Consider the following 13,225-nt stretch of genomic DNA (forward strand, 5'->3'; position numbering starts at 1 on the left):
GTTCAGGCCTGCGGCTTGCTGTCGCTGTCAGCGGCCGGAGCGGCCTCGGCAGCGGCTTCTTCGGCCACGTCGCCCTCGGCGGCTTCGCCTTCCTCGCCCTCAGCAGCGTCGACGCCTTCGAACTCGGCGACCAGCTTGTCCAGGTACTCGTCGGCGGTCTGCTCGGATTCGGCGGCCAGGGTGTCCAGCAGCTTCTGCAGCAGTTCGGAGTACTCCAGGTTGACCTCGCGGCCTTCCTTCTCCTGCACGTTGGCCAGGTGCTTGAGCATGGCCAGCATCGGCACCGGGTTCTCGGCGTTGCCCATGGTCTGGCCGCCGATGGCCAGCAGCCACTCACGGCCCTGCAGGCCGATGGCCGCGACCACCTGGCCGTCTTCGTTGGTCAGCACGGCATGGTTCTGCACCTGCTGCTGGGCGTTCAGGCGGAGGAACGGGCGCTTGGCCTGCTGCTTCTTGCGCTTGTCGCGCTTGGCCTTGGAGTTCTGGGACATGGGGTGGAGTCACCTGGAAACGGAAAGACCGCCATTGTAGCGGGTGCGCCGGGTCATGCCCCTGGTGGGTGCGGACCTTGGTCCGCACGCTTTTCCCGGATGTGCGGACCAAGGTCCGCACCTACCATTTACTTTGCCGGCCCCTGCGCGGCCTGCACATCCGGATCGGCGGCGGGGGCCGACAGCCCCACCTGCGGGCCGGCACCGGCCAGGGCGGCTGCTTCGGCGGCCTGGGTCATCACCACGATGCTGATGCGGCGGTTGATCGGATTCTGCGGGTCGGCCTTGTCGAACAGCACCGACGACGACAGGCCGACCACGCGGGTGATCTTGCTGTCCTCCAGGCCGCCGTCCACCAGTGCGCGGCGTGCGGCGTTGGCACGATCGGCGCTCAGTTCCCAGTTGCCGTAGCCGCGCGCGACCGAATAGGCGGTGATGTCGGTGTGGCCGGTCAGGCTGATCCGGTTCGGCACGTGGTTCAGGTAATTGGCCAGCTCGTGCAGGATCTGCTGCGTGTACGGCTTCAGCGTGGCGCTGCCGAGGTCGAACATCGGCCGGTTCTGCTTGTCCACGATCTGGATGCGCAGGCCTTCCGGGGTCAGGTCCAGCAGCAGCTGGTCCTTGAACGGCTCCAGTGCCTGGCTCTTGCTGATCGCTTCCTGCAGTTCCTTCATCAGCGCTTCCAGCTGCTGCTTGTCGCGCTGCTGCTGGTCCACCGGCTGCGGCACGGCTTCCTTCTGGTTCTGGAAGGGATCGTTGCTGCTGCCCCGCGAGATGTCGGTGGCACCACCCAGCTTGATCATCGAGGTGCTGGCGCCACCCGGACCGGCCATGCCGGGCGCCGGCGTGGTGTTCTGCCCGCTCAGCGGGCTGGGGTTGCGGAAGTACTCGGAAATGGCCGCACGGTCGTTCTTGTTGGTGGTGGCCATCAGCCACAGCACCAGGAAGAAGGCCATCATCGCGGTCACGAAGTCGGCATAGGCCACCTTCCACGAACCGCCATGATGGGCGGCGTGGCCGGCCTTCTTGACCCGACGGACGATGACGGTGGGCTTGGTCTCGGCCATGGCTTACTTGACCGTCTTCAGGTGCTGCTCGAAATCGGAGAAGGCCGGGCGCACGTTCGACGGCAGCGTCTTGCGGGCGAATTCCAGCGCGATCTTCGGGTTGTAGCCACGCAGGCAGGCCAGCAGCGCGGTCTTCACCGATTCGTAGATGCGGCTGTCCTGCTCGGCGCGCGCTTCCATCGCGGCCGCCATCGGGCCGACGAAACCGTAGCCCAGCAGGATGCCCAGGAAGGTGCCGACCAGCGCGCCGGCCACATGGCCGCCGACCTCGACGATATCCCCGCCGATCGAACCCATGGTGATGACGATGCCGAGCACCGCCGCGACGATGCCGAAACCGGGCAGTCCGTCGGCGACCTTGGTCAGCACCTGCGACGGCGCCATGGCCTCGGCGTGGTGCTTTTCCAGCTCCAGTTCCAGCAGCGGCTCCAGCTCGTGTGGCTCGATGTTGCTGCCGATCATCAGGCGCAGGCAGTCGGTGATGAAGTCGATCAGGTGGTGGTCGGCCTGCACCTTGGGGTAGTTGCCGAACAGCGCGCTTTCGGCCGGGCGCTCGACGTGGTCTTCCAGCGCCATGAAGCCTTCGCGGCGGGCCTTGTTGAGCAGTTCATAGAGCAGGCTGAGGACATCGATGTAGTCCTGCTGCTTGTAGCGCGGGCCCTTGAACACGCCGACCATGGCCTGCAGGGTCTGCTTGACCGTCTTGGCCGGGGTGCCGACCAGGAAGGCGCCGAGCGCGGCGCCACCGATGATGACCAGCTCGTAGGGCTGCCAGAGGGCACCCAGGCGGCCGTGGGCACCGAGATAGCCCCCGATCACGCTGACGATGACGACCAGGAATCCAACGATGATGAGCATGGGGCGACGCAAGGAGAGGGGATATCTCCTTGTCGGCCCGTCGCCCGGATTTCTGAAGAGGGAATTCTGTGAAATCGGTCAGCGGGGTGTTTCAGCCCGCCACGCCGCTTTCGGCGCCGCCACGCTGCAACGGGTCGGGCCAGGGCTCGCCATTGCCGGTGAACGAAAGTGAGACGGAGTTCAGGCAGTGGCGCTCGTAGGTGGGCGGCGGGCCGTCCGGGAATACGTGGCCCAGATGGCTGCCACAGCGCGCACAGGTGATCTCGGTGCGGACCATGCCGTGGCTGGTATCGCGGATTTCGCGCACGTGTGCCGGGTCGAACGGGGCGAAGAAGCTCGGCCAACCGGTGCCGGAATCGAACTTGGTGCTGGAGCGGAACAGCGGCAGCGCGCACAGCCGGCAGCAGTAGACGCCCTCGCGCTTGTTGTCGAGGAACACGCCGCAGAACGGCGCCTCGGTACCGTGCTGCAGCAGCACGCGGCGCTCTTCACTGCTGAGGCCGGCGATCAGCGCCTCGGTCTGGGTGGCGGTGGGGGGCGTCAGGTCGAAGGCAGTCATGGCGGCGCTCCGTGGGGTTGATGGCCTGGGGATGGCGGAAAACGTGGGGGTGCCGGCGCGCGCTTGCAAGTGTTATGGCCGTTCATGGCCGGCACACAGGTGCAGGCGCAAGGTACATGTGATCCACGCCGGAGCGTGACATGAAACCGACCCTTTCCCTGCTGTTGATGGCCCTGTTGCCCCTGGTCGCGCAGGCCCAGGTACCGACGTCGTCGAGCCCGACCGCCACCCGCAGTGCCACCACCGTGGCACCGCAGCCGGTGATGCCGCCGCCGCAGGCCGCTCGCCCGCAGCCGCAGGTCCTGCCGTCGCCGCAGCCGGCGCAGCCGATCAGGTCCACCGGTCCCGCCCAGATCGCGCCCACCCCGGCGCTGAAGCCGGCCGACAAGGTGTACGACCGCAATGGCCGCATCGTCCCCGGGGTACGCCCGGCCGGTCCGAACCGCGTGTTCGATTCGCGTACCGGCCGCTATTACGACAGCGTGCCGGCCGGCGATGGCCAGCAGATCAAGCGCTGATCTCGGGTGCCAAACGAGGTTGGCGGCTACCGCACGCTGTCCGGCCTGAACGCACGAAAACAACCCGCGGCAGATCACTGCTTTTTCGCCTGCGATTAACCGTTCCGGGACCAACGTGACCGTGCGCCGGCATTGCGCCGCCGCATGTCCTTCGTCCACTGGATCGCGATCATGAAAAACCAGCAGAACCGTCATCCCGGCAAGGAACCGCAGGGCCGCAACCCGCAGCAACAGCAACAGCAGCAACAGCAACAGATGGACCCGCAGCAGCCGCACAAGGGTGGCAAGCAGCAGGAACAGCGCTCGCAGAAGCATCCGCAGCAGCGCTGACGGACCCGGGGGTCAGAGCCCGCTGCACGGGATCTGGCCCCACTACCGTTCCGGACTCAATCCGGAATCGGCAGGCTCAGCGTTTCCTTCACTTCTTCCATCACGATGTAGCTCTTCGACTCTCGTACATGCGGCAGTGTCAGCAAGGTGCTGCCGAGCAGCTTGCGGTAGGAGGCCATTTCGCTGATCCGCGCCTTCAGCAGGTAATCGAAGTCGCCCGAGACCAGATGGCACTCCAGCACGTTGGGCAGCTTCAGGGCCGCGCGCCGGAACTCCTCGAAGATGTCGCCGGACTTGTAGGCCAGGCTGATCTCCACGAACACCAGCAGGCTGGCTTTCACCGCCGCCGGATCGAGGTGGGCGTGGTAGCCGGTGATCACCCCTTCGCGCTCGAGCCGGCGCACGCGCTCGGTGCATGGGGTGGTCGACAGGCCGACCCGCTCGCCCAGTTCGGTGAAGGAGATACGGCCCTCGGCCTGCAGGATGCGCAGGATCTTGCGGTCGATCTTGTCCAGTTCGCGGGTACGGGTGGCCATGGCCGTCAACCTTGGGGGAGAATTGCAGGAGAACATCCTGCCGGTTGATTGCAAATCAGGCAAATCAACTGGGAATGGCTGTCTATACTTCCCCAATTATGGTCCCGGCACGCTCCAGTGCAGGGAATGATCGGGTTGGAGAAGTCCCATGCGAGTCCTAGTTCTCGGCAGCGGCGTGATCGGCACCACCAGTGCCTGGTACCTGCGACAGGCCGGGTTTGAAGTCACGGTCATCGACCGCCAACCCGGCCCGGCGCTGGAAACCAGCTTCGCCAATGCCGGCCAGCTGTCGTTCGGCTACACCTCGCCATGGGCCGCCCCGGGCGTGCCGAAGAAGGCCATCGGTTGGCTGTTCGAGAAGCATGCGCCGCTGGCGATCAAGCCGGGCATGGACCTGGCCCAGTACCGCTGGCTGTGGCAGATGCTGCGCAACTGCACCCACGAGCGCTACGCGATCAACAAGGCGCGCATGGTGCGCATGTCCGAGTACAGCCGCGACTGCCTGAACGAGCTGCGCGCGCAGATCGGCATCGAGTTCGAAGGCCGCGACCTGGGCACCACCCAGCTGTTCCGCACCCAGCAGCAGCTTGATGCCTCGGCGCAGGACATCGAGATCCTGGCCCAGTACGGCGTGCCGTACGAGGTACTGGACCGCGCCGGCATCATCCAGGCCGAACCGGCCCTGGCCCATGTCGATGGCCTGGTCGGCGCGCTGCGCCTGCCGCGTGACCAGACCGGCGACTGCCAGCTGTTCACCCGCCGCCTGGCGCAGATGTGCGTGGATGCCGGTGTCGAGTTCCGTTTCGACCAGGACATCACCGGCCTGGAGTTCGATGGCGATCGCATCACCGGCGTACGCATCGATGGCAAGCTGGAAACCGCCGACCGCTTCGTGGTCGCACTCGGCAGCTATTCGCCGGCGCTGGTCGCATCGCTGGGCATGCGCCTGCCGGTGTATCCGCTGAAGGGTTACTCGCTGACCTTGCCGATCACTGACCCGGCGATGGCGCCGACCTCGACCATCCTCGATGAGAGCTACAAGGTGGCGGTCACCCGTTTTGACGACCGCATCCGCGTCGGTGGCATGGCCGAAGTGGCCGGCTTCGACCTGTCGCTGTCGCAGCGCCGTCGCGAAACCCTGGAGCTGGTGGTCAGCGATCTCTACCCGAAGGGCGGTGACCTGTCGCGCGCGCAGTTCTGGACCGGCCTGCGCCCGGCCACGCCGGACGGTACGCCGGTGATCGGCGCCACGCCGTTCCGCAACCTGTACCTCAACACTGGGCACGGCACGCTGGGCTGGACCATGGCCTGCGGCTCGGGCCGCTACCTGGCCGACCTGATGAGCGCGCGCCAGCCGCAGATCAGCACCGAAGGCCTGGATATTTTCCGCTACGGCCAGTACGGTCACGCGCCGCAACAAGAGAACCGCACATGCGTCCTGCCCGCGCGCTGATCGATCTGGGCGCCCTGCGCAGCAACTACCGGCTCGCCCGTGAACTGGGCGGTGGCAAGGCCCTGGCGATCATCAAGGCCGATGCCTATGGCCACGGCGCAGTGCGCTGTGCGCAGGCACTGGAAGGCGAGGCCGATGGTTTCGGCGTGGCCACCATCGAAGAGGCGCTGGAACTGCGCCAGGCCGGCATCCGTGCGCCGATCCTGCTGCTGGAAGGCATCTTCGAGCCCAGCGACATGGCGCTGGTGGCCGAGCATGATTTCTGGTTCGCCGTCGGTTCGCCGTGGCAACTGGAAGCCGTCGCTGCCTTCGACAGTCCGCGTCCGTTGACGGTGTGGCTGAAGCTGGACAGCGGCATGCATCGCCTCGGCCTGGACGTGGACAGCTTCCGCGCCGCGCATGCACGCCTGTCGGCGCTGCCGCAGGTCGAACGGATCTTGCTGATGACCCACCTGGCGCGTGCCGACGAGCTGGATAGCGAACGCACCCACGAGCAGGCGGCGACGTTCGCGCGGGCCATCGACGGCCTCGATGGCGAGACCAGTGTGTGCAACTCGCCGGCGCTGCTGGGCTGGCCGGATGTACGCAGCGACTGGGTGCGCCCGGGCCTGATGCTGTACGGCGCCAATCCGCTGCCTGACAACACCGTACTGACCGAGCGCCTGCGCCCGGTGATGACGATGCAGTCGAAGGTGATCGCCGAACGCTGGATCGAGGCCGGTGAGCCGGTGGGCTATGGCGCGCGCTTCGTGGCCAAGGCACGCACCCGCGTGGGCGTGGTCGCGCTCGGCTATGCCGACGGTTATCCGCAGTTCGCCCCGAATGGCACCCCGGTGCTGATCGATGGTCAGCCCGGTGCCCTGATCGGGCGCGTGTCGATGGACATGCTGACCGTGGACCTGACCGCGCACGCGCAGGCCGGCATCGGCAGCGTGGTGGAACTGTGGGGTTCTGCGCCGACGCTTTCGGAACTGGCGCCGCGCTGCGGCGTGAGTGCCTATCAGCTGCCGTGCGCGGTCAAGCGCGTGGCGAAGGTCTATCAGGACTGACCGAGCACTGGCCGTGCACGGCTCTGGTAGCGGCCGACCTTGGTCGGCGCTGTGAATGCGTGTCGACCAAGGTCGACACCTACCGGTGGGTCGCGTCGCCCGGGATCATCGCGCGGCGGTGGCCTGGCTGGCCAGCTGCCGCTTCACCCAGTCATCGATCAGGCGCTTCTCGTAGCGCAGCGGATCACTGTCGCTCTTCAGCCCCAGGTTGTGCAGGTAGCCGGTATCGCTGAGGCGCGCATCGCCCTCGCTGACGATACGGCCGCTGGCGTCCTTCAACGTGTACTGCAGGCTGATCCGCGGCGGGTAGATGTCACGCATGATCCGGATGTCGCGGCCACGCGGGCCGTGCCACGGCTCGTAGTCACCGGCGCGCTTGATGTCGACCAGGGTCACATCGAGCGTCTGCCCAGGCTGCAGCGGTTTGGCCGCGGTGGTCTGCAGGTAGCGTGCCAGCTGCTGTACCCAGTCGCCACGCTCGGCCTCGAAGCGGTTGGTGCTCTGGCGGATCTCGGTGAATTTGGCCGGGTCCTCCCATTTCACGCTGACCGGGCCATCGGCCTGCAACGCACGTGGCGCGTCCGCATCGGTCACGGTGCGCGGTGCAGCGTTGGCGCCGCCCGCCACCAGGGCGCCTGCCAGCAGGGCAATCGCGAGTGAGCGTTTCATGACGGTTTCCTGCGTCCCCGCGATGGGGACGATGTTGATCACAGATCGAGTGTGATCCTGCGGCCGGGGCGCCGCAATGGCAGATTGCGTCATGCGCAAGAGTGGTTGCCGCCAATTCATCGTCGTCAACCATGACTGACGGCGCTTGACGCTGTGAATACGCGCTTTGGAAGATGCTGTGCCTCCAATCCGGCCTGCACAGACGCCCTTGTCCACACTGCCGCCCCTTGTGGAGCGCCCACCGATGATGGTGCCAGCGCCCGAACCCGACCTGCATCATGGCGTGCTTGAGCGCATCAACGCCGGTTTCTGCGTGATCCAGGTGCTGTTCGAGGGTGATCGCGCCGTGGACTACCGTTTCATCGAGGTCAACGATGCGTTCGAGCGCCACACCGGCCTGAAGGATGCGCGTGGCCAGCGCATGACGGCGCTGGAACCGGGCCACGAGGAGGACTGGTTCCGTATCTACGGGGAGGTTGCCCGCAGTGGCCGGCCGGCACAGTTCGAGATGGAAGCGCGTGCACTGGGCCGCTCGTTCTCGGTCGATGCGGTGCGCGTGGGCCGTCCTGGCGAGGACAAGGTCGGCATCCTGTTCTTCGACATCACCGCGCGCAAGCAGATGGAAGTGGAGCTGGGCGAAAGCGAAGCCCGCTTCAGTGCGCTGGCCGACGGTCTGCCGATGCCGGTGTGGGTGCTCGACGAGCGCGGCCATGCCCGTTTCGTCAACAGCGCTTTCAGTGAGTTCTTCGGCGGCGACGAGACGCGCGTGCCGGAAGACGTCTGGCGTGGCCTGGTGCACCCGGACGATGCGTCGGTGTTCGAGTACGAACTGCAGGAAGCGCTGAAGGCACAGCGGTCGATGCATGCGCTGGTGCGGGCCCGACGCGCCGATGGCGACTGGCGTTGGCTGGAGATGAACGCGCGTCCGCGCTTCTCGCGGATGGGCCGCTTCATCGGCCTGGCCGGCAGCAGCCCGGACGTGACCGAACGCCGCGAGATCGAACTGGCCCGCGAGGAGCTGCTGCAGTCCGAGCGTGCCGCGCGCAGTGCTGCGGAGAACATGGCGCGGCTGAAGGACGAGTTCCTGGCCACGCTGTCGCATGAACTGCGTACGCCACTGACCACCATCCTCGGTTGGAGCGAGCTGCTGCTGCAGCGCGTGGACAACACCAGCCCGCTGTACAAGGGCCTGAACGTGATCGCCAACAGCGCCGGTGCGCAGAAGCGGCTGATCTCGGACATGCTCGACCTCAGCAGCATGCTGCTGGGCAAGGTGCAGCTGGAGGTGGAGATACTGGACCTGCGCGACCTGCTGGGCGAAGCCATCGGCGCGCAGGAGCTGGTCGCCGAAGGCAAGGCGCTGGACGTGAGCCTGCAGCTGCCGGAGCAGCCCAGCCTGGTGCTGGGCGATGCCACCCGCCTGCAGCAGGTGTTGTGGAACCTGCTGTCGAATGCGATCAAGTTCACCCCGGCTGAAGGCCGCATCGATCTGCAGCTGCAGGCCGACGGCAACCACTGGGTGATCACCGTGCGCGACACCGGCGACGGCATCGCGCCCGAATTCCTCAATCACCTGTTCAGCCGCTTCCGCCAGGCCGATGGCACCACCACCCGACGCCATGGCGGCCTCGGCCTGGGCCTGGCTATCGTGCAGCAGCTGGTTGAACTGCATGGCGGTACCGTCACCGCTGCCAGCGAGGGCCATGGCCACGGCGCCACCTTCACCGTGCGCCTGCCGCAGCACATTCCCGATGCCGAACGGCGGCCGCTGCGCGAAGTGATCAGCGGACCGATCCTGGAGCCGGTGATCGTCGAGCCGTATCCGCTGCGTGGCATGCACGTGCTGGCGGTGGAAGACCAGCCGGAAGTGCTGGAGTACCTGCGGCGCATGCTGGAAGAGCAGGGCGCAAGCGTGTCGGCAGCCAGCTCGGCCGGTGAAGCGCTGGCGCTGCTGGCCGATACCGGGCACCTGCAGTACCACGTGATGCTGACCGACATCGGCATGCCGGGCATGGATGGCTATGGCCTGGTGCGCACGCTGCGCGAGGACATGGGCGTGGATGCGATGACCCTGCCGGCGGTTGCCGTGACCGCGCTGGCACGTGCCGATGACCGGCGCCGAGCGCTGGCGTCGGGCTTCCAGGAACACGTGGCCAAGCCGTACTCGGTGGCGCAGCTGGTGGCTGCGGTACGCAAAGTGCAGGTGCCACGCGCGGACAGCGCGCTGCACTGAGCATTCACGGCCGATCGGCGACCCTGCACGCAGGAGGTCGCCGATGTCCCGTACAGCTCCCCGCATCCACACCGATCCGGCGCAGATCGCGCGCCTGGAAGCCCTGCTGCCGCAGCTGGAAGGCGAAACGCAGGTGGAACTGACCCTGCAGGATGGTCGCCGGCTGCTCGGCACCGTCGCCGTGAAACCGACGGTGCAGCAATACCGCAACGAGGCCGGCGACGAAGGCAGCAACGGCCAGTTGCGCCTGGACGACTACGACACGCCGGTGCAGCAGCACCATGTGTGGCTGGATGAGATTGCCAGCATCCGCAGGTTGCCGCCGAGGGTTTGACGGCAACCTGCCGCGCCCATCCACGCATGGCGTGGATCTACTGGAAAGGGCCACGCATGGATGTGCGTGACCTCGTCATCGGCCAGGCCTCATGCCGTCCACGCACAGCGTGGATTTTCCAGAGGTTGCAGTAGAGCCACGCCATGCGTGGCTGTTGGGATCAATGCTCGAACAACGTAGGCGTCGCCTCGAACCGGCGCGCATAGGCGCGTTCTTCCGCCACCCTCGCCACCTCGTCGTCGGCCAGGTCCGGTGCGCCGTACACCGCATAGGCCACGCTTCCGTCGGCACCATGGCCGACCTGGTGCAGCCGGTAGCGCGAGTGGCCACCGCCGGTGTCCTCGGGGTAATGCACGGGCGGATGGCTGCCTTCCAGGTCCATTTCACTGTTGTCGACCACGCCACCGACGAACAAGGCTCGCATGCAGGTTCTCCTGGGTTTCCGGGGGAGCCTCTACCCTGAACGTTTCAATGTTGCTGGCAGATCAAGGCCCCGTTCGGGTTTCGCAAAGCGGCGGCCGGGGCCGGCCCGGCCAAGCCGGTACAATGGACGGCCCTCACGCTTGAAGTACCCGCGCCGATGGCCTCCAGCGACGACGCCCCCCTGCAGACCCTGTTCCTGCCGTTCTCCCAAGGCGCCCTGCGCTGGCCGGAGGGCCCGGTGGCCTTCCTGCGTGCCCGCGACGGCTGGCCGCTGCGCGAAGTGGCCGGCAACCGCGAAGTGCATTGCGAGCAGAGCTTTGCCCCGTTCGCGCAGCCGCTGCAGCAGGCCGCCGGCTGGACCGTCAGCGGCCAGCTGGATGATGTGGCCGGCAAGGGCCGCTACCCGCTGGTGCTGGTGCTGCCGCCGCGCCAGCGCGAGGAGGCCCGTGCCCTGTTCGCGCGCGCGCTGGCGCTGGTCGCCGACGGCGGTCGCATCGTCGCCTGCCAGTCCAACAACGAAGGTGCACGTTCGGGCGAGGGCGACCTCAAGCAACTGACCGGCCTCGGCGGCAGCCTGACCAAGAACCACTGCCGCGTGTACTGGACCGCCCCGATGCAGGGTCAGAATGACGCCGACCTGGCCAAGCGCTGGTCGGCACTGGATGCGGTGCGGCCAATCGTCGGCGGCCGTTTCCTCAGCCGCCCGGGCGTGTTCGCCTGGGATCGCATCGACCCGGCGTCGGCGCTGTTGGCCGAGCACCTGCCGGCCGACCTGGCCGGGCGTGCCGCCGACCTCGGCGCGGGCTATGGCTACCTGTCGCGCGAGCTGCTGGAACGCTGCCCGAAGATCACCGCGCTGGATCTGTACGAAGCCGAGCAGCGTGCGCTGGCCCTGGCCGAACTGAACCTGGCGCCGCCGCCGCGCGCGCTGCCGCTGCGCTTCCTGTGGCAGGACGTCACCGCCGGCATCGAGCCGGGCTACGACGTCATCATCAGCAACCCGCCGTTCCACACGCCCTCGCGCGCCGATCGCCCGGACATCGGCCAGCGCTTCATCGCCGTGGCCGCGCAGGCGCTGCGCCCGGGCGGACGCCTGTACGTGGTGGCCAACCGCCACCTGCCGTACGAGTACACGCTCAACGAGAGCTTTGGCGCGGTGCGCGTGATCGCCGAGCGTGATGGCTTCAAGCTGGTGGAAGCGGTGAAGGGGAAGGGCAAGTGAAGCTGGTCAAGCTTATCGCCAACCTGGGCTATGGCAGCCGCAAGCAGGTGCAGTGGATGTTCCGCGAAGGCCGCGTCACCGACGCCGATGGCGAGGTGCTGTATGCCGACGACCAGGTGCCGCACGAGGCGATCCGGGTCGATGGCGAGCCGCTGGACCCGCCGGTGGGGCTGTCGATCGCGCTGCACAAGCCGGCCGGCTACACCTGTTCGACCAAGGACACCGGCCGCCTGATCTACGACCTGCTGCCGCCGCGCTTCCGCGACCGCGATCCGGTGCTGTCCACCGTGGGCCGCCTCGACCGCGAGACCAGCGGCCTGCTGCTGCTGACCGACGATGGTGGCCTGCTGCACCGGATCATCTCGCCGAAGTCGAAGCTGCCCAAGGTCTACGAAGTGGAACTGAGCGACGACCTGCGCGGCGACGAAGTGGCGTTGTTCGCCAGCGGTACGCTGATGCTGGAGTCCGAGAAGACCCCCCTGCTGCCGGCTGAACTGGAAGTGCTGGATGCGCGTCGCGCACGCCTGGTGCTGCATGAAGGCCGCTACCATCAGGTACGCCGCATGTTCGCCGCCACAGGCAACCACGTGCAGGCCCTGCACCGCAGCCGTGTCGGCGGGCTGGACCTGCGGGGACTGGACGAGGGGCAATGGCGGCAGCTCACCTCCACCGATCTGGATACGCTGTTCGCTCCATGACCACCATCGCTGCGCTGCCGTTCCTCCCCGACGCCGTCATCTTTGACATGGACGGCCTGATGATCGACAGCGAGCGGGTCTCGCTGGCCTGCTGGAGCGAGGCGGCCGACGAATTCGGGCTGGGCCTGGACGAGACGGTGTTCCTGCGCATGGTCGGCCTCGGTGACCGTGACACGCACGCGTTGCTGCGTGCGCAGGGTATCGAGGACAGCGTGATCGAGGCGGTGGCCGCACGCTGCCATGAACTGTATGAAGCACGCACACAGACCGGCCTGCCGCTGCGTCCGGGCATTCTGGAGCTGCTGGAGCTGCTGACAGCGCACGCGGTACCGCGCGCGGTGGCAACCACCACGCGGCAGCCGCAGGCCAACCGCAAGCTGGCCGCTGCCGGCCTGCTGCCGTATTTCGATGCCGTGATCACCAGTGGTGATGTGGCGCGGCCGAAGCCGGCGCCGGATATCTACCTGCTGGCCGCGCAGCGGCTGGGCCAGGTGCCCGAGCGCTGCCTGGCGCTGGAAGACTCACCGGCCGGCACGCGTGCAGCGCTGGCAGCCGGCATGACCGTGATCCAGGTGCCGGACCTGGTGCATCCGGATGAAGAGCTGCGCGCACTGGGCCACCGCATCGTCGGCTCGCTGGTGGACGCGCACGCGCTGCTGCTGCCGCTGCTGCCGAGGTAACGGTGGGCGCCGACCGTGGGTCGGCACACCCAATGCCCCGGTAGGTGCCAACCTTGGTTGGCACACCCAATGCCCCGGTAGGTGCCGACCTTGGTTGGCACGCCC

Annotated in this window: 16 protein-coding genes; 9 read left to right on the forward strand and 7 right to left on the reverse strand. The window is 67.3% G+C overall.

From position 1 onward, the window contains the following. Positions 1 to 2: 2 nt before the first annotated feature. The 4 genes from N7573_RS13330 to msrB form a co-directional block, all read right to left on the reverse strand. Positions 3 to 491, reverse strand: a complete 489-nt coding sequence (locus tag N7573_RS13330) for a hypothetical protein (RefSeq protein WP_279943185.1) — start codon at positions 489 to 491, stop codon at positions 3 to 5. Between the two features lie 128 nt (positions 492 to 619). After that, complete coding sequence (gene motB, locus N7573_RS13335; protein ID WP_279943186.1) at positions 620 to 1,558, reverse strand: flagellar motor protein MotB; 939 nt, start codon at positions 1,556 to 1,558, stop codon at positions 620 to 622. A 3-nt stretch (positions 1,559 to 1,561) separates the two neighbouring features. After that, the gene (motA, locus tag N7573_RS13340) at positions 1,562 to 2,416 is read right to left on the reverse strand and encodes a flagellar motor stator protein MotA (RefSeq protein WP_032128746.1); all 855 of its coding nucleotides are present in this window, start codon (positions 2,414 to 2,416) and stop codon (positions 1,562 to 1,564) included. A 91-nt stretch (positions 2,417 to 2,507) separates the two neighbouring features. Next, the gene (msrB, locus tag N7573_RS13345) at positions 2,508 to 2,975 is read right to left on the reverse strand and encodes a peptide-methionine (R)-S-oxide reductase MsrB (protein ID WP_005415117.1); all 468 of its coding nucleotides are present in this window, start codon (positions 2,973 to 2,975) and stop codon (positions 2,508 to 2,510) included. A gap of 140 nt (positions 2,976 to 3,115) precedes the next feature. Here msrB and N7573_RS13350 point away from each other — a divergent pair, with 140 nt between their 5' ends. Next, a complete protein-coding gene (locus N7573_RS13350; protein WP_279913634.1) occupies positions 3,116 to 3,493 on the forward strand; it encodes a classical arabinogalactan protein 4 in 378 nt (125 codons plus the stop codon). A gap of 144 nt (positions 3,494 to 3,637) precedes the next feature. Continuing rightward, positions 3,638 to 3,823, forward strand: a complete 186-nt coding sequence (locus N7573_RS13355; protein WP_049424811.1) for a hypothetical protein — start codon at positions 3,638 to 3,640, stop codon at positions 3,821 to 3,823. A gap of 56 nt (positions 3,824 to 3,879) precedes the next feature. On the opposite strand, the gene N7573_RS13360 is transcribed toward N7573_RS13355, so the two are convergent. Then, on the reverse strand, positions 3,880 to 4,359 hold the full coding sequence (locus tag N7573_RS13360) for a winged helix-turn-helix transcriptional regulator (protein WP_005407919.1): 480 nt from the start codon (positions 4,357 to 4,359) through the stop codon (positions 3,880 to 3,882). Positions 4,360 to 4,507: 148 nt separating this feature from the next. On the opposite strand from N7573_RS13360, the gene N7573_RS13365 reads away from it, so the two are divergent. Both N7573_RS13365 and alr read left to right on the forward strand, forming a co-directional pair. After that, complete coding sequence (locus tag N7573_RS13365) at positions 4,508 to 5,812, forward strand: D-amino acid dehydrogenase (protein WP_032128742.1); 1,305 nt, start codon at positions 4,508 to 4,510, stop codon at positions 5,810 to 5,812. Then, the gene (gene alr / locus N7573_RS13370) at positions 5,791 to 6,861 is read left to right on the forward strand and encodes an alanine racemase (protein ID WP_279913635.1); all 1,071 of its coding nucleotides are present in this window, start codon (positions 5,791 to 5,793) and stop codon (positions 6,859 to 6,861) included. The genes N7573_RS13365 and alr overlap by 22 nt, the downstream gene beginning before the upstream one ends. 105 nt (positions 6,862 to 6,966) lie before the next feature. Here the strand turns inward: alr and N7573_RS13375 are convergent, their stop codons facing one another. Continuing rightward, a complete protein-coding gene (locus N7573_RS13375) occupies positions 6,967 to 7,530 on the reverse strand; it encodes a DUF3016 domain-containing protein (protein WP_010484117.1) in 564 nt (187 codons plus the stop codon). A gap of 244 nt (positions 7,531 to 7,774) precedes the next feature. Here N7573_RS13375 and N7573_RS13380 point away from each other — a divergent pair, with 244 nt between their 5' ends. Continuing rightward, positions 7,775 to 9,763 carry an ATP-binding protein gene (locus tag N7573_RS13380; RefSeq protein WP_100437791.1) on the forward strand — a complete coding sequence of 663 codons (1,989 nt, stop codon included), beginning with the start codon at positions 7,775 to 7,777 and terminating at the stop codon, positions 9,761 to 9,763. A gap of 43 nt (positions 9,764 to 9,806) precedes the next feature. Further along, positions 9,807 to 10,097 carry a DUF3247 family protein gene (locus N7573_RS13385; RefSeq protein ID WP_032128738.1) on the forward strand — a complete coding sequence of 97 codons (291 nt, stop codon included), beginning with the start codon at positions 9,807 to 9,809 and terminating at the stop codon, positions 10,095 to 10,097. 160 nt (positions 10,098 to 10,257) lie between these two features. On the opposite strand, the gene N7573_RS13390 is transcribed toward N7573_RS13385, so the two are convergent. Next, positions 10,258 to 10,521 (reverse strand): hypothetical protein, encoded by a 264-nt coding sequence (locus tag N7573_RS13390; protein WP_005407925.1) that lies wholly within the window; start codon positions 10,519 to 10,521, stop codon positions 10,258 to 10,260. 156 nt (positions 10,522 to 10,677) lie between these two features. On the opposite strand from N7573_RS13390, the gene N7573_RS13395 reads away from it, so the two are divergent. The 3 genes from N7573_RS13395 to N7573_RS13405 are packed head-to-tail and all read left to right on the forward strand — an operon-like array spanning position 10,678 to position 13,120. Then, positions 10,678 to 11,742, forward strand: coding sequence for a class I SAM-dependent methyltransferase (locus N7573_RS13395; protein WP_279913794.1), 1,065 nt, complete (start codon positions 10,678 to 10,680; stop codon positions 11,740 to 11,742). Continuing rightward, positions 11,739 to 12,440 (forward strand): pseudouridine synthase, encoded by a 702-nt coding sequence (locus tag N7573_RS13400; protein WP_279913795.1) that lies wholly within the window; start codon positions 11,739 to 11,741, stop codon positions 12,438 to 12,440. The genes N7573_RS13395 and N7573_RS13400 overlap by 4 nt, the downstream gene beginning before the upstream one ends. Beyond that, entirely contained in the window at positions 12,437 to 13,120 is a 684-nt protein-coding gene (locus tag N7573_RS13405; RefSeq protein ID WP_279913796.1) for an HAD family phosphatase, read from the forward strand. The genes N7573_RS13400 and N7573_RS13405 overlap by 4 nt, the downstream gene beginning before the upstream one ends. The last annotated feature ends 105 nt before the right edge of the window (positions 13,121 to 13,225 follow it).

This window comes from Stenotrophomonas sp. GD04054, from assembly GCF_029836955.1.
Classification (GTDB): domain Bacteria; phylum Pseudomonadota; class Gammaproteobacteria; order Xanthomonadales; family Xanthomonadaceae; genus Stenotrophomonas; species Stenotrophomonas maltophilia_A.

Excerpts from the sequence above, each read along its gene's own strand:
- N7573_RS13360 (WP_005407919.1), bottom strand. The coding sequence starts at position 4,359 with ATGGCCACCCGTACCCGCGAACTGGACAAGATCGACCGCAAGATCCTG.
- N7573_RS13405 (WP_279913796.1), top strand. The coding sequence starts at position 12,437 with ATGACCACCATCGCTGCGCTGCCGTTCCTCCCCGACGCCGTCATCTTT.
- N7573_RS13385 (WP_032128738.1), top strand. The coding sequence starts at position 9,807 with ATGTCCCGTACAGCTCCCCGCATCCACACCGATCCGGCGCAGATCGCG.
- msrB (WP_005415117.1), bottom strand. The coding sequence starts at position 2,975 with ATGACTGCCTTCGACCTGACGCCCCCCACCGCCACCCAGACCGAGGCG.
- motB (WP_279943186.1), bottom strand. The coding sequence starts at position 1,558 with ATGGCCGAGACCAAGCCCACCGTCATCGTCCGTCGGGTCAAGAAGGCC.
- N7573_RS13330 (WP_279943185.1), bottom strand. The coding sequence starts at position 491 with ATGTCCCAGAACTCCAAGGCCAAGCGCGACAAGCGCAAGAAGCAGCAG.
- N7573_RS13395 (WP_279913794.1), top strand. The coding sequence starts at position 10,678 with ATGGCCTCCAGCGACGACGCCCCCCTGCAGACCCTGTTCCTGCCGTTC.
- N7573_RS13390 (WP_005407925.1), bottom strand. The coding sequence starts at position 10,521 with ATGCGAGCCTTGTTCGTCGGTGGCGTGGTCGACAACAGTGAAATGGAC.
- motA (WP_032128746.1), bottom strand. The coding sequence starts at position 2,416 with ATGCTCATCATCGTTGGATTCCTGGTCGTCATCGTCAGCGTGATCGGG.
- alr (WP_279913635.1), top strand. The coding sequence starts at position 5,791 with ATGCGTCCTGCCCGCGCGCTGATCGATCTGGGCGCCCTGCGCAGCAAC.
- N7573_RS13375 (WP_010484117.1), bottom strand. The coding sequence starts at position 7,530 with ATGAAACGCTCACTCGCGATTGCCCTGCTGGCAGGCGCCCTGGTGGCG.
- N7573_RS13365 (WP_032128742.1), top strand. The coding sequence starts at position 4,508 with ATGCGAGTCCTAGTTCTCGGCAGCGGCGTGATCGGCACCACCAGTGCC.
- N7573_RS13355 (WP_049424811.1), top strand. The coding sequence starts at position 3,638 with ATGTCCTTCGTCCACTGGATCGCGATCATGAAAAACCAGCAGAACCGT.
- N7573_RS13380 (WP_100437791.1), top strand. The coding sequence starts at position 7,775 with ATGATGGTGCCAGCGCCCGAACCCGACCTGCATCATGGCGTGCTTGAG.
- N7573_RS13350 (WP_279913634.1), top strand. The coding sequence starts at position 3,116 with ATGAAACCGACCCTTTCCCTGCTGTTGATGGCCCTGTTGCCCCTGGTC.